This is a genomic window from Leifsonia sp. NPDC080035, assembly GCF_040050925.1.
Taxonomy (GTDB): Bacteria; Actinomycetota; Actinomycetes; order Actinomycetales; family Microbacteriaceae; genus Leifsonia.
The window spans coordinates 3032627-3045585 of the sequence record NZ_CP157390.1 but is presented as its reverse complement, the minus strand read 5'-3'; the positions used below and the strand labels follow the sequence as shown (position 1 = coordinate 3045585).

The window sequence follows — 12959 nt, the reverse complement described above, 5'->3', positions numbered from 1 at the left end:
GACCTTCAGCCCGACGCGAGCGATCGCAGCGCCGGCGCGATCGCAGCGAATGCGCGTGCCCGGTGGCTCTGGGCGTTCTTGACGTCGGGACCGAGCTCGGCCGCCGTCTCGTCGAAGCCCTCCGGGATGAACACCGGATCGTAGCCGTGGCCGTGCTCGCCGCGCGCCTCGGTCGCGATCCGGCCGGGCCAGATCCCCTCGACGACCGTCGTCGCTCCCCCGGGCACCACGAGGGCCAGCGTGGCCGTGAAGTGGGCGCCGCGCATTCCCTCCGGCAGCTCGGCGAGCTGGTCGAGCAGGAGCGCGAGGTTCGCCTGCGCATCCCCGTGCCGTCCGGACCAGCGGGCGGAGAAGATGCCGGGCGCGCCGCCCATCGCGTCGACGCAGATGCCGGAGTCGTCGGCGAGCGCGGGAAGCCCGGTGTGGGCGGCCGCGGCGCGGGCCTTGATCAGCGCGTTCTGCTCGAAGGTGACGCCGTCCTCCACGGGCTCGGGGCCGTCGTAGGCGACGATCTCGAGTCCGGGCACCGCGTCGCCGAGGATCTGCTGGAACTCGAGCGCCTTGTGCTGGTTGTGGGTCGCGAGGACGACGCGGACCATCAGCCCTCGATCCCGAGCTCGGAGGAGGCGAGCGCCGCGGTCTGGATGCCGGCGAGCTCCGTCGTGCCCGCGAGCGCCAGGTCGAGCAGGGAGTTCAGCTCGGCGCGGTCGAAGGGCGCGCCCTCGGCCGTGCCCTGCACCTCGACGAAGAGCCCGCGCCCGGTGACGACCACGTTCATGTCCGTCTCCGCACGCACGTCTTCGACGTATGCCAGATCGAGCATGGGCGTCCCGTCGATGATGCCGACGGACACGGCGGAGACGGAGTCGATCAGCGGAGTCGCCTTCTGCGCGATGAACCGGTGCTGCCGTCCCCACTCCAGCGCGTCGGCGAGTGCGACGTACGCGCCGGTGATCGCGGCCGTGCGCGTGCCGCCGTCGGCCTGCAGCACGTCGCAGTCGAGGACGATCGTGTTCTCGCCGAGCGCCTTCATGTCGACGACCGCGCGGAGGCTCCGGCCGATCAGCCGGCTGATCTCGTGGGTGCGGCCGCCGATCTTGCCCTTGACCGCCTCCCTGTCCATGCGCTCGTTCGTCGAACGCGGCAGCATAGAGTACTCGGCGGTGACCCAGCCGCGGCCCTTGCCCGCCATCCAGCGCGGGACGCCGTTGGTGAAGGATGCGGTGCACAGCACCCGGGTGTTGCCGAACGAGATGAGGGCGGAACCCTCCGCCTGACGGCTCCAGCCGCGCTCGATCGTGACGGGCCGGAGCCCGTCGGCGGTGCGCCCGTCGGCGCGGGTGGTGTCGGACATGACTCTCCTTGGGGTGGTCGGACGGTGGATGCCGCCGCTACAGCGGCAGGTCGATCACGCCGGTCTGCACCAGGTCGACCCGGGAGACCTCGGGGCCGATGAAGCGGTGCGCCAGGCGCAGGAAGTTGGCGGCGTCGTCCCCGGTGGCCTCGTAGCGGATCGTCGGCGGCGTCGCCTCGCGCCGCTCCAGACCACCGCTCACGAGCGTGCGGTAGACATCCTTCGCGGTCTCGGTGTCGCTGGAGACCAGGGAGACGCCCTCGCCCATCACGTACGAGATCGCGCCCTTGAGGAACGGGTAGTGCGTGCATCCCAGCACGAGGGTGTCGACGTCGGCCTCGCGCAGCGGCGCCAGGTAGTCGGCGGTGACCCGCAGCACCTCCTCGCCGCTGGTGATGCCGGCCTCGACGAACTCGACGAAGCGGGGGCAGGCCTGCGTGAAGAGCTCCAGCGTGGGGGCGGCGGCGAAGGCGTCCTCGTAGGCGCGCGAGGCGACCGTGCCGACGGTGCCGATCACGCCGACCCGACCGGTCCTGGTCGCCGCGACGGCCCGGCGCACGGCCGGCTGGATGACCTCGATGACCGGCACCGAGTAGCGCTCCCGCGCATCCCGCAGCACGGCGCTCGACGCGGTGTTGCAGGCGATCACCAGCAGCTTGACGCCCTGGTCGACCAGGAAGTCGAGCACCTCGAGCGAGTACCGGCGCACCTCGGCGATCGGCTTCGGCCCGTACGGCGAGTGCGCGGTGTCGCCGACGTAGAGCAGGGACTCGTTCGGGAGCTGGTCCCGGATGGCGCGGGCGACCGTCAGGCCGCCGACGCCCGAGTCGAAGATCCCGATCGGCGCATCACTCACAGCAGTCCAGCCTACCCCGCCCGCCTCGCGCCTCCGCCGGTATGGTGGTCGGGTGACCGAGTCATCCGCGCTCCTGACCGACCGCTACGAGCTCACGATGCTCGACGCCGCGCTGCTCGCAGGCACGCACGAGCGCGAGTGCGTCTTCGAAGCGTTCACCAGGCGGCTCCCCGCCGGCCGGCGCTACGGCATCCTCGCCGGCACGGGGCGGCTCCTGGAGCTGGTGGAGGCGTTCCGGTTCGGCGACGAGGAGCTGGAGTATCTCCGACAGAACGCCGTCGTGCGCCAGGAGACGCTGGACTGGCTCGCCGACTACCGGTTCTCCGGCACGATCCGCGGCTATCGCGAGGGCGAGGTGTTCTTCCCGGGGTCGCCGTTCCTGATCGTGGATGCGCCGTTCGCCGAGGGGGTCATCCTGGAGACGCTGATCCTCAGCGTCTTCAACTACGACTCCGCCGTCGCCTCCGCAGCCGCCCGCATGGTGACCGCGGCGATCGGCCGCCCGCTCGCCGAGATGGGGTCCCGCCGCGCCAACGAGCGCAGCGCCGTCGCCGCGGCGCGCGCCGCCTTCATCGCCGGGTTCGGGGCCACCTCCAATCTCGAGGCCGGCCGCACCTGGGGCGTCCCGACCATGGGCACCGCCGCGCACGCGTTCACCCTGCTGCACGACAGCGAGGAGGACGCGTTCCGGGCACAGGTGGATGCGCTCGGCCCCGGCACCACCCTCCTCGTGGACACGTTCGACGTCGAGAAGGCCATCGACACGGCGGTGCGCGTCGCCGGGCCCGAGCTCGGCGCGGTACGCCTCGACTCCGGCGACCTGCCCAAACTCGTGCGCCGGGTCAGGGACCAGCTGGATGCGCTCGGCGCGACGAAGACGCGGATCACGGTCACCAACGACCTCGACGAGTTCACCATCGCGGCTCTCGCGGCCTCCCCCGTCGACTCTTACGGCGTCGGCACGTCCGTCGTCACGGGGTCCGGCTATCCGGCGTCCGGCATGGTCTACAAGCTCGTCGCGCACCGCGAGCACGGCTCGGACGGCGCGTGGATCCCGGTCGCCAAGAAGTCGGACGGCAAGGCGAGCATCGGCGGCAGGAAGCATCCCGTGCGCCGTCACGACGCCGACGGGCGCGCCATCGCCGAAGTCATCCACATCGTGGAGGGCGGGGACACCCCGGACGACACCGGGCGCGACCTCCTCGTTCCCCTGATCACCGACGGCGACGTGCACAGGGAGCACCTCGGTCCGGAGGGCACGCGCCGGGCCCGCGAGCACCGGGAGCTCGCCATGCGTGAGCTGCCGGATCAGGCGTTCCGGCTGGGCCGCGGCGACCCGGTGCTGCCGACGATCTTCGACTGACCGGGAGCGCCAGAGCGCACGCGGCTACTCGTCGCGCAGCTTCTCGTAGATCTCCTTGCAGGTGGGGCAGACCGGGAACTTCTCCGGGTCGCGTCCCGGCGTCCACATCTTGCCGCACAGCGCCTTGACGGGCTTACCGGTGATCGCGGACTCGAGGATCTGCTCCTTCTTCACGTAGTGCGAGAAGCGCTCGTGGTCACCGGGCTCGGCGTTCTGGAGGAGCTCCTCCAGCTCGCGGTCGAGCGTGGTCGCGCCGCCGCCCGTGGGCATGCCACCCGGTTCCGAGATGCTGGCGTCGTTCATGCTTCCAGTGTAAACGCGTGGACCGGTCAGTCGTTGCGGTTCGCGAAGGCCATGATCTCGGGTCCGCGCCTGTCGAAGGTGCGCGCTCCGAGCCAGGTGCCGCCGAAGAACGCCGCGAAGCCGATCAGGACGGCGGCGATCGGGGCGATCCCCAGCCAGAACGGGTTCACCGTGAGGCCGAGCACCAGGAAGACGAGCACCGGCGAGGACAGCAGGATGATCGCGAAGATGCTGAAGAACTGCGCGAGCGCGGCGAACGCGCCCGAGTTCTGCGGCTGGCTGAACGCGCTGTCGCCCGGCTTCGTGGCCGGGTACGGGAACAGCACGGAGGAGACGCTCGACAGCCCGAGGCCGATCACGAGGATGGCCCCGCTCAGGGCGGCCACGGAGGGGAGCACCGCCCAGTCGCCGAAGACGGCGGTGGTCACCACCGAGCCGACGGCGATCACGGGGATGCCGATCAGCACCGACGGGAACATCCGCCCCAGCCGGTCGGCGACGCCCCTGGTGCCGGAGACCAGGTGCAGCCAGACGGCCGTGCTGTCGTAGGCGAGGTCGTTGTGGGTCGCCCAGCCGATGAACAGGCACACCAACGGGAGCGGCACCAGCACGACCCAGTGGATGGGCAGCCCCGCGAGCACCAGCGCGACGATGACGAACACCGGGATGACCGGCACCATCATCAGCGAGACCCAGTAGCGGGCATCCCTCCCCCAGTAGGTGATGGAGCGCGCGGCGATGGCGGCGGTGGGACCTCCTGGCAGCCTGGCGAACCAGCCGAGGCCGCCGTAGTCCTTGGTGTGCGCCTCGCGGATCGGCGTGCGCAGCACCCGCGCGACCAGAGCCTCCCAGGCGAACCACAGCAGGGCGAGCACGACGACGGAGATCAGCAGCTGCAGCAGCGCGACACCCCACCGGCCCTCCGCGGCCGCTCCCGGCGCGCTCCATGCCGCGCCGAGCGGCGTCCACGCGAGCCAGCCGGCGAAGCCGCCGAGCGTCGCCAGCCCGTCGCGGCCCCAGTCGACGGTGAGGAGCAGCAGGATCATCGGGGCGAGCAGCACGAGCAGGAGGATGCCGATCGCGCCACCGGCCTCCCGCGAACGGCGGGTCGCCAGGAAGGAGGCGGCGAGAGCGGTCGACACCCGGGAGGCGAGCACGCAGGTCAGCACGACGACCGCGGCGCAGACGAGCGCGAGGATCGCGGCGCCCGCGTCCCGCGACCACGTGATCACGGTGGCGAGCGTGCAGAGCGCCAGCACGACCGCGGGGATGCCGATCAGCCCGGAAAGCAGCAGCCCGATGGCGAGCGGGCGGGTCGGGATGCCGAACAGGGCGAAGCGACGCGGCTCCAGCGTGTCGTCGACGCCGAACAGCAGCGGCAGCAGCAGGAAGCCGAGCACGACGATCGAGCCGACCACCACCAGCACCGTGTGCACGGCGGCGACATCGGGCGCCGAGCGCGCGGCCACGAGGGCGCCCACCACGATGACGGTCGTCGCGGCGCCGTACAGCAGGCCGAGCACGAGTCCGAAGACCTGCCACGGGCTCCGCCGGAAGGCGTTGCCCATGAGCTGTGCCTTCAGTCGGAGAAACTGTGCAACCACTCCATGCCCTCCGCTGCCTTGCGCCCACCCGCGAGGTCGACGAAACGCTCCTCCAGCGTCTGCTCCCCGCGGACCTCGTCGATCGTCCCGGCGGCGAGCACCTCGCCGCGGACGATGATGGCGACGCTGTCGCAGACGCGCTGGATCATGTCCATCCCGTGGCTGGAGAGCACGACGGTGCCACCCGCCGCGGTGTAGCGCTGCAGGATGTCGATGACGTTCGCCGCCGAGACCGGGTCGACGGACTCGAACGGCTCGTCGAGCACGAGCAGCCGTGGAGAGTGGATCATGGCGGCGGCGAGGGCGATCTTCTTCGTCATCCCGGCGGAGTAGTCGGCGACGAGCCGGCCGAGCGCGTCCTCGATGCCGAAGGCGGCTGCGAGGTCGGCGGAGCGGGAGCGCACGGTCTTCGCGCTCAGTCCGCGCAGCGTCCCCGCGTAGTGCAGGAACTGGGCACCGGTGAGGCGGTCGAACAGGCGGAGCTTGTCCGGCAGCACGCCGATGACGTGCTTGGCGCGTACGGGCTCCGCCCACACGTCGACGCCGTGGACGACGATACGGCCGGAGTCGGGACGCAGCAGACCCGTGATCATCGACAGGGTGGTGGTCTTGCCCGCCCCGTTCGGGCCGACGATCCCGTAGAAGGAGCCTTCGCGCACGTCGAGGCTCACGTCGTGGACGGCCACCGTGTCGCCGTAGCGCTTGTGCAGGCCGGTGAGGGTGAGGACGCTGGGGCGCGTGTCGACGACCGGCGCCGGAGCCGGGGTCGGGGCCGGCACGGTCTCCACTGGCGCCGCAGCCGACGTGGACGTGCGCTGCGCCGTCGTCGACTTCGCCGACGTCGTGGTGCGCTTGCGCTGCGGCGGCGTGCGCGTGCTGCTGCCGGCGGCGGCCGCCGCGGTCTTCGGCGCCCGCTTCCGCGGCGCCGCGGCGGGAGGCGTCGACTCCGCCTCCGCCTTCGTGCCTTCGGCCATTCCGGTTCCCCCTCGGTGCTCCTGCGTGAGAGCGGGCTCGGCGGACTCGGCCGGGGCCTCCTCGGGCTGTGTGCCGTCGGGTCGCGCGCGCTCGGAACTCACCACGCAACCGTACCAAGACAGCCGTGTATGCGTAGCCCCCGCACCCCCTTCTCAGCGTCCTCCTGCGCCTTGGAAAGTGCTGTGTGGAAGATAACGACCCCACAACGACATCCGTCAAGCCCTGCCCCCGGACGAGGGTCGCCGGTAGTCTTGCGGAGGCATAACGAGGTGTCGATACGCGTAAAGCGCGGATGAACTCCGGACGACGTCCGGAGGAACGAGCGGACGCGGCGCCGATTGCCGCCCCTCGGTCGCGCGGACTCAAGGAGATTGATTGTGACGACTCAGGTAGTGATCCTCGCCGCCGGCATGGGCAGCCGCCTCGGGCGCAGCCTGCCGAAGCCGCTGACCGAGCTGAACGACGGCCGCACGATCATGCAGCAGCAGTTCGACAACATCCACGCCGCCTTCGGCAAGGACGTCACGGTGACGATCGTCGTCGGCTACAAGCTGGAGCACATCATCGAGGCGTTCCCCGACGCCGAGTTCGTCTACAACGAGCAGTACGACCAGACCAACACCTCCAAGAGCCTCATGCGCGCCCTCCAGGCGTCCGCCCCGGGCGGCGTGCTCTGGATGAACGGCGACGTCGTCTTCGACCCGGCCGTGCTGGTCCGCGGCGCCGCCATGGTCGCCCGCGACCAGACCTTCGTCACGGTCAACACCTCGTCGGTCGCCGACGAGGAGGTCAAGTACACGACCGGCCCCGAGGGCTACATCCAGGAGCTGTCGAAGACGGTCAAGGGCGGGCTCGGCGAGGCCGTCGGCATCAACTACATCTCCGGCAAGGACAAGGCGGCCCTGCTGCGCCAGCTCCAGCGCGTCGCCGATCAGGACTACTTCGAGCGCGGCATCGAGCTGGCGATCGAGCAGGACCGCATGCTGGTCGAGCCCGTCGACATCTCCGACCTCTACGCGGTCGAGGTGGACTTCCAGGAGGACCTGGAGCGCGCGAATCTTTTCGTATAGTCGAAGCGGCCGCGTGACGATTCACGCAGCTTCGATCAATACGATGGGTTCCCGTGACGAGTACATCCGCTGACGCGCGCCTCCAACCGCGCACCCGGTTCGCGCGATACCGCCACTCGCTGTGGCTGCTGACCAAGCGCGACCTGCGCGTCCGGTACTCCACGAGCGCGCTCGGCTACCTGTGGTCCATCCTGGACCCGCTGGTGATGAGCGCGATCTACTGGTTCGTCTTCACCGTCATCTTCCACCGCGGGGTCGGCGAGAACCCGTACATCGTGTTCCTGCTCGCCGCGCTGCTGCCGTGGATGTGGTTCAACGGCGCGGTGTCGGACAGCACCAGGGCGTTCCTGCGCGAGTCGAAGCTCATCCGCTCGACGATGATCCCGCGCACCATCTGGGTGAACAGGATCGTCGCGTCCAAGGGCATCGAGTTCCTGCTCTCGCTGCCGGTCCTCGCGGTGTTCGCGATCGCCACCGGCGCCACGGTGAACATCGACATCCTTCTGTTCCCGCTGGCGGTGCTCATCCAGGTGGTGCTGACGGTGGGCATCGGACTGCTGATCGCACCCCTGGTCGTCCTCTTCCGTGACCTTGAGCGGGTGGTCAAGCTGGTGCTGCGGTTCCTCTTCTACGCGTCGCCGATCATCTACAGCGCGCGGGACCTGCCCGGGGGGTGCGGCGGCGGGATCGCCGCCAAGGAGTGCGCCGCGTACGTCGCCGCGCACCCCGGCGCATCGACGGACACGCTGTTCTCTCTGCACTTCTGGTCGGCGTTCAATCCCCTGACGGGCATCTTCAGCCTGTACCGCGCGACCTTCTTCGCCCAGGAGCTGGACTGGTTCCTCGTCGGCGTGAGCGCAGGGATGTCCGTGCTGATCCTCGTGATCGGCTGGCTGGTGTTCAAGCGCTATGAGCGCGATGTGCTGAAGGAGATCTGAGTGGCTGTCGTGATCGACGTCGCCGGGCTCGGCGTGCGCTTCCGCCGCAACCGCGGGGCCCGCCGTTCGTTCAAGGACCTGTTCGCATCGCGGCAGCGGCGCACCAGGCCGGACGACTTCTGGGCGCTGCGGAACGTGTCGTTCCAGGTCGAATCCGGGGAGGCCATCGGCGTCGTCGGCCGGAACGGCCAGGGCAAGTCGACGCTGCTGAAGCTCGTCGCCGGCGTCATGCTGCCGGACGAGGGCCGGGTCAGGGTGAGCGAGGGCGTCGCGCCCCTCATCGAGATCACCGGCGGCTTCGTGGACGACCTGACGGTGCGCGACAACGTCTACCTCACGGCCGGTCTGCACGGCATGAGCAGGGCGCAGGTGGACGCGCGCTTCGAGGAGATCATCGGCTTCGCCGAGATCGGCGACTTCGTCGACACCCCGTACAAGCACCTCTCCAGCGGCATGAAAGTGCGGATCGCCTTCTCCGTGATCTCACAGCTCGAGGAGCCCGTGCTGCTGGTGGACGAGGTGCTCGCCGTCGGCGACCGCGGCTTCCGCGAGAAGTGCTATCGACGAATCGAGGAGCTGCTCGCCGAAGGCCGCACGCTGTTCTTCGTCTCGCACAACGAAAAGGACCTGCGCCGGTTCTGCGCGCGCGGGCTCTACCTGGACAAGGGCGGGCTGGTCCTGGACGGCCCGATCGAAGAGGTCCTCGAGTTGTACAACACGGACTACGGCGTCTGAGAAACCGCTGGTCAGATTGGATTTCTGACCACGAGCAGATTCCTCCACAGAAAGAATTCCGACGACTTATCCCCACCTTCGGGTCTGAACGCCCGATTCGGGGGTCGGAGCGTCGGAGGGCGAAACTACCGTGGCTGCCATGAGACACCTTCGCAACCTTCACGCCCCTCTTCCTCAGCTGCAGACGCGGCGGACCGCCTACCCCGTCCCCTGGGTGGTGGACCGCAGCGCGGCACCGCACTACCGCATCGTGAACACCGGGGCCCAGGAGCTCCGCGGCGTCACGGTGAGCATCGCCGGTTCCTCCGACGTGCGCGTGAGCTCCCCCGCGTCGGTTCGGCCGGGGGAGGCCGTGCGCGCCAATGTCATCGGAGAGCCGGCCCGCGACACGGTCCTCGTGCTGCGCTGGTTCCCTCCGGACGGGCGCGAGTACCTCTGGCAGATCAGCTTCTGATGCCGATGCGTACGTCTACACGCATTGCGTATATTCGCGCGCATTCGAGTCCGAGGCCCGGACAAGTGGGCTCGGTCGCTCTGGTCTCAGCGCAGAGGATCACCATAGGTATGGGATATGAGACAACCGTCATCTCCTGCCGCCCTGGTCTTCGGCTCGCGCGTGCGCTACGCAAGAATCGCACTCGGACTCAGCCAGGAGACCATCGCCGAGCTCGCGCAGATCCACGTGACCAACTACGGCAAGATCGAACGCGGGCTCACCAATCCGAGTCTGACAACGCTCATCCGGATCGCGACCGTTCTCGGCATGGAGGTCAGCACCCTCACCGATGGTCTCGGGGCAGCCGACCTCCCGCCCCGCTTCGATGTGCTCACGGCGCAGGCGTTCATCGAGGCTCGCGACCGCCACCGCTGACGCGGAGGCGGTGGGCCGGCCGTCGGCCGCCGGCCCAACCGGAAGGGGCGGGCAGCCCGGCCGGGTGGGGTGGTGTCCTCAGGGACCGCGCCTACACTCGGTACCGATGGCCAAGAAGCAGGAACCTTTCGTCTCCGTCACCGGCGGACCGCCTCGCGGCGGGGACACGCCCCGGTCGGTCGACGCCACGTTGGACCGATTCCTCGGCATCCAGCGCCCGGTGGTGGTCGCGCACTTGCGCGGCCTCCGTCGGAGGCATCCGGACGCCACGGCGGCCGAGCTCGCCGCCATGCTCGAACGCCGCTACCTCACAGCGGTCACCACCGGTGGAGCTGCCGTCGGAGCGACGGCGGTCATCCCGGCCATCGGGACAGGCGTCACGCTGGCGCTCTCCGGGCTCGAGACGGCGGGATTCCTGGAGTCCACCGCGCTCTACGCCCAATCGCTGAGCGAGTTGCACGGAATCGCGGTGGACGACCCGATCCGTGCGCGCGCGCTCGTCCTCACGATGATGCTCGGCCGCGAAGGCACGGAGCTGGTCAGGCAGCTCGCCGGCCAGGCGACCGGGGCCGGTGTCGTGCGCAGTGCGTACTGGGGAGAACTCGTCACCTCGAATCTGCCGGCGATCGTCGTCGGGCCGCTGGTCGACAGGCTGCGGAGCGCGTTCATCCGGCAGTTCGCGGTGCGGGGCGGCGCCTCGATCGTGGCGCGCGCCATCCCGTTCGGCATCGGCGCCGTCGTCGGCGGCACGGGCAACCACATCCTCGGGAAGCGCGTCGTTCTCAACTCACGGCTGGCGTTCGGACCGCCGCCGATGACGATCCCCGAAGCGCTGCGGCCCGCAGAGGGACCGGGAGCGGTTCGCCGTCTCGGCGGCTCCGCCGGCGCGAGCGTGGTACGAGCCGGCAAGGTGCTGCGGAGTGCGATGCCGTCCCGCCTCCCGGGACGGCGGGCCGGGAGACAGCGCGAGCTCGAGGCCCCGACGTCACCCGCGACGGATGCACGGGGCCCGCACGCCATCGAGGGGGCGGGGCCCATCGAGCGGACAGGGTCCATCGAGGGTCCACCGGCCGGCGGCGCCGGCGGGGATTCTGCCGCTCGCGAGGGCTCCGGGCCCGAGAGGCGCGACGGCACCGACGGCTGACGGCGGAAAGCGGAAAGCGGAAAGCGGAAAGCCGACGGGCCGGAGCACCGGATCAGACGATCGGCGGCCTGCCGGCGATCGTCATCCGCCAGACCGTCCTCCACCGGATCGGGCGGCGCTCCCCCGGGTCGGTCCTCCAGCCCTCGGCCCAGCCGGCGAACCAGGGCCGGAGCACGGCCGGCTTGCGGAACCAGCGCAGCAGCTGGATCGCGGTCCAGGAGCCGACGTAGAGCGGGACGAGCACGCCGGGCAGGTTCCGGCGCGCCAGCCACACCCGGTTCCGGGCGTTCAGGCGGTAGTAGTAGGAGTGCCGAGTCGGCGAGACGGCGGGATGCTCGGCGACGAGGTCACCCGCGTACCAGACCGTCCGGTCCTGGTCCCACACCTTCCACGCGAGATCGATGCCCTCGTGCGCGTAGAAGAACGGATCCGCCCAGCCGCCCGCGCGGTCGAAGACGTCGCGGGGCATCACGATCACGGCCTCCAGGACCGAGAACACCACGCTCGGCTGCGCAGGGTCGCCCTTGCGGATCCTCGGGATCCATCGGCGCGGCGACGGCTTGCCGTCCTGGGCGCGCAGCCGCGGCTGCAGCATCCCGATCGTGGGGTCGGCCTGCAGCCGGCCGATCGCGTCCGCGAGGAAGGTCGGCGACGGGATGTCCGCGTCATCGTCCAGGAAGAACAGCCACTCCCCCGACACGAGCGGCACACCGCGGTTGCGGCCGGCGGGGATCCCGATGTTCTCGGGGAGGGCGAGCGCGCGCACGCCGTCGGGAAGAGCAGGATCGGCGGTCGCCGGGTCCCAGCCGTTGCCCACCACCACGATGTCGGTGCTGACGCCGCGCTGTGCGAGCACGGAGTCCAGCCCGTGACGCAGCTCCACCGGGCGGGTGCCCTGGGTGAGCACCACGACCGCGACGGTGGGGTCAGCCACGGACCCGCCGCGACGACATGATCGTGACGAAGTGGCCGACGATCGCCAGCAGGGCGAGCGGGACCAGGGCGCAGAGCAGGATGCGATCCGCGAGCGTCGCACCGATGAAGAGGCCGACGATCGAGAAGACGAAGATCAGGATGGTGAGCTCGACCGAGTGGTACAGCCGGTGGAACGGCAGGAACCGGGCGGCCCGGCGCAGCGTCGCGACGAGCCCGTGGGTCGGCGCGTACGCCGCCTGGGTGTCGGCGAGCTTCGGCAGCCCGGCGTTCGCCCGCGCCACCCGCACCATGTCGTTCAGGGCCTTGTTCAGGACGATGATGAGCGCGAGCAGGGTGCCGAGGTTGGTCCACAGGAAGTCCTGCGGCGCCTCGAACGGGTAGCCGGCGGCACGGATGCCCAGCACGATGGCGATGAGCGTCTCCGTCGTGTAGTGCCCGACGTTGTCGAGGAAGATGCCCGCCGGAGAGGACGTGCCGCGCCAGCGCGCGACCTCGCCGTCGCAGCAGTCGACCAGCATCTGCAGCTGCCCGAGCACGAGTGCCAGCGCCGCCCCTCCGATGCCCGGGATGAGCAGGCTCGCCGCCGTCGCCCAGCCCGTGAGGATCATCAGGCCGGTGACGCCGTTGGCGGAGATCGAGGTCTTGAGCAGGAACCACGTGAGGTACGGCGAGAGGTTCCGCAGGTACAGCGACGCGGTCCAGTGCTCGGCGTTGCGCCGCCCGCGGACCTCGGGCGGCTGCGCCACCGCTCGGAGCTCCGCGATCGAGGTCGGGCGCGCGCCGTGGCCTCCGGTTGCCGGTGCTGACATG

Annotated in this window: 15 protein-coding genes; 7 read left to right on the top strand and 8 right to left on the bottom strand. The window is 70.3% G+C overall.

From position 1 onward, the window contains the following. Positions 1-5 precede the first annotated feature (5 nt). The 3 genes from rdgB to murI are packed head-to-tail and all read right to left on the bottom strand — an operon-like array spanning position 6 to position 2210. The gene (gene rdgB, locus AAME72_RS14725) at positions 6-599 is read right to left on the bottom strand and encodes an RdgB/HAM1 family non-canonical purine NTP pyrophosphatase (RefSeq protein ID WP_348787301.1); all 594 of its coding nucleotides are present in this window, start codon (positions 597-599) and stop codon (positions 6-8) included. Continuing rightward, the gene (gene rph, locus AAME72_RS14720) at positions 599-1354 is read right to left on the bottom strand and encodes a ribonuclease PH (RefSeq protein WP_348787300.1); all 756 of its coding nucleotides are present in this window, start codon (positions 1352-1354) and stop codon (positions 599-601) included. Before rph ends, rdgB begins: the two co-directional genes overlap by 1 nt. Positions 1355-1391: 37 nt before the next feature. Further along, positions 1392-2210, bottom strand: a complete 819-nt coding sequence (murI, locus tag AAME72_RS14715; protein WP_348787299.1) for a glutamate racemase — start codon at positions 2208-2210, stop codon at positions 1392-1394. A 52-nt stretch (positions 2211-2262) separates the two neighbouring features. Between murI and AAME72_RS14710 the strand changes: the two genes are divergently transcribed. Continuing rightward, positions 2263-3573 (top strand): nicotinate phosphoribosyltransferase, encoded by a 1311-nt coding sequence (locus AAME72_RS14710; protein WP_348787298.1) that lies wholly within the window; start codon positions 2263-2265, stop codon positions 3571-3573. A gap of 24 nt (positions 3574-3597) precedes the next feature. Here the strand turns inward: AAME72_RS14710 and AAME72_RS14705 are convergent, their stop codons facing one another. From AAME72_RS14705 to AAME72_RS14695, 3 genes are read right to left on the bottom strand one after another with little or no spacing between them, the layout of a single operon-like run. Further along, on the bottom strand, positions 3598-3876 hold the full coding sequence (locus AAME72_RS14705; RefSeq protein WP_348787297.1) for a DUF3039 domain-containing protein: 279 nt from the start codon (positions 3874-3876) through the stop codon (positions 3598-3600). A gap of 26 nt (positions 3877-3902) precedes the next feature. Next, positions 3903-5444 (bottom strand): hypothetical protein, encoded by a 1542-nt coding sequence (locus tag AAME72_RS14700; protein ID WP_348787296.1) that lies wholly within the window; start codon positions 5442-5444, stop codon positions 3903-3905. Positions 5445-5455: 11 nt separating this feature from the next. Beyond that, complete coding sequence (locus AAME72_RS14695; RefSeq protein WP_348790144.1) at positions 5456-6454, bottom strand: ABC transporter ATP-binding protein; 999 nt, start codon at positions 6452-6454, stop codon at positions 5456-5458. A gap of 378 nt (positions 6455-6832) precedes the next feature. Here AAME72_RS14695 and AAME72_RS14690 point away from each other — a divergent pair, with 378 nt between their 5' ends. The 6 genes from AAME72_RS14690 to AAME72_RS14665 all read left to right on the top strand — a co-directional run bounded on the left by AAME72_RS14690 (position 6833) and on the right by AAME72_RS14665 (position 11213). Continuing rightward, positions 6833-7525: a phosphocholine cytidylyltransferase family protein gene (locus AAME72_RS14690; protein ID WP_348787295.1), complete on the top strand. Its 693-nt coding sequence runs from the start codon at positions 6833-6835 to the stop codon at positions 7523-7525. Between the two features lie 53 nt (positions 7526-7578). After that, positions 7579-8463, top strand: coding sequence for an ABC transporter permease (locus AAME72_RS14685; RefSeq protein WP_348787294.1), 885 nt, complete (start codon positions 7579-7581; stop codon positions 8461-8463). Continuing rightward, positions 8464-9198, top strand: coding sequence for an ABC transporter ATP-binding protein (locus tag AAME72_RS14680; protein WP_348787293.1), 735 nt, complete (start codon positions 8464-8466; stop codon positions 9196-9198). A 139-nt stretch (positions 9199-9337) separates the two neighbouring features. Then, positions 9338-9652, top strand: coding sequence for a hypothetical protein (locus AAME72_RS14675; protein ID WP_348787292.1), 315 nt, complete (start codon positions 9338-9340; stop codon positions 9650-9652). 117 nt (positions 9653-9769) lie between these two features. After that, positions 9770-10069 carry a helix-turn-helix transcriptional regulator gene (locus AAME72_RS14670; protein ID WP_348787291.1) on the top strand — a complete coding sequence of 100 codons (300 nt, stop codon included), beginning with the start codon at positions 9770-9772 and terminating at the stop codon, positions 10067-10069. A gap of 106 nt (positions 10070-10175) precedes the next feature. Next, positions 10176-11213: a hypothetical protein gene (locus tag AAME72_RS14665; RefSeq protein WP_348787290.1), complete on the top strand. Its 1038-nt coding sequence runs from the start codon at positions 10176-10178 to the stop codon at positions 11211-11213. A 52-nt stretch (positions 11214-11265) separates the two neighbouring features. Here the strand turns inward: AAME72_RS14665 and AAME72_RS14660 are convergent, their stop codons facing one another. Both AAME72_RS14660 and AAME72_RS14655 read right to left on the bottom strand, forming a co-directional pair. Next, positions 11266-12147, bottom strand: a complete 882-nt coding sequence (locus AAME72_RS14660; RefSeq protein ID WP_348787289.1) for a glycosyltransferase — start codon at positions 12145-12147, stop codon at positions 11266-11268. Then, positions 12140-12958 (bottom strand): CDP-alcohol phosphatidyltransferase family protein, encoded by an 819-nt coding sequence (locus AAME72_RS14655; RefSeq protein WP_348787288.1) that lies wholly within the window; start codon positions 12956-12958, stop codon positions 12140-12142. Before AAME72_RS14655 ends, AAME72_RS14660 begins: the two co-directional genes overlap by 8 nt. Position 12959 lies beyond the last annotated feature (1 nt).

Excerpts from the sequence above, each read along its gene's own strand:
- AAME72_RS14695 (WP_348790144.1), bottom strand. The coding sequence starts at position 6,454 with ATGGCCGAAGGCACGAAGGCGGAGGCGGAGTCGACGCCTCCCGCCGCG.
- rph (WP_348787300.1), bottom strand. The coding sequence starts at position 1,354 with ATGTCCGACACCACCCGCGCCGACGGGCGCACCGCCGACGGGCTCCGG.
- AAME72_RS14700 (WP_348787296.1), bottom strand. The coding sequence starts at position 5,444 with ATGGGCAACGCCTTCCGGCGGAGCCCGTGGCAGGTCTTCGGACTCGTG.
- AAME72_RS14655 (WP_348787288.1), bottom strand. The coding sequence starts at position 12,958 with ATGTCAGCACCGGCAACCGGAGGCCACGGCGCGCGCCCGACCTCGATC.
- rdgB (WP_348787301.1), bottom strand. The coding sequence starts at position 599 with ATGGTCCGCGTCGTCCTCGCGACCCACAACCAGCACAAGGCGCTCGAG.
- AAME72_RS14670 (WP_348787291.1), top strand. The coding sequence starts at position 9,770 with ATGAGACAACCGTCATCTCCTGCCGCCCTGGTCTTCGGCTCGCGCGTG.
- AAME72_RS14675 (WP_348787292.1), top strand. The coding sequence starts at position 9,338 with ATGAGACACCTTCGCAACCTTCACGCCCCTCTTCCTCAGCTGCAGACG.
- AAME72_RS14665 (WP_348787290.1), top strand. The coding sequence starts at position 10,176 with ATGGCCAAGAAGCAGGAACCTTTCGTCTCCGTCACCGGCGGACCGCCT.
- AAME72_RS14705 (WP_348787297.1), bottom strand. The coding sequence starts at position 3,876 with ATGAACGACGCCAGCATCTCGGAACCGGGTGGCATGCCCACGGGCGGC.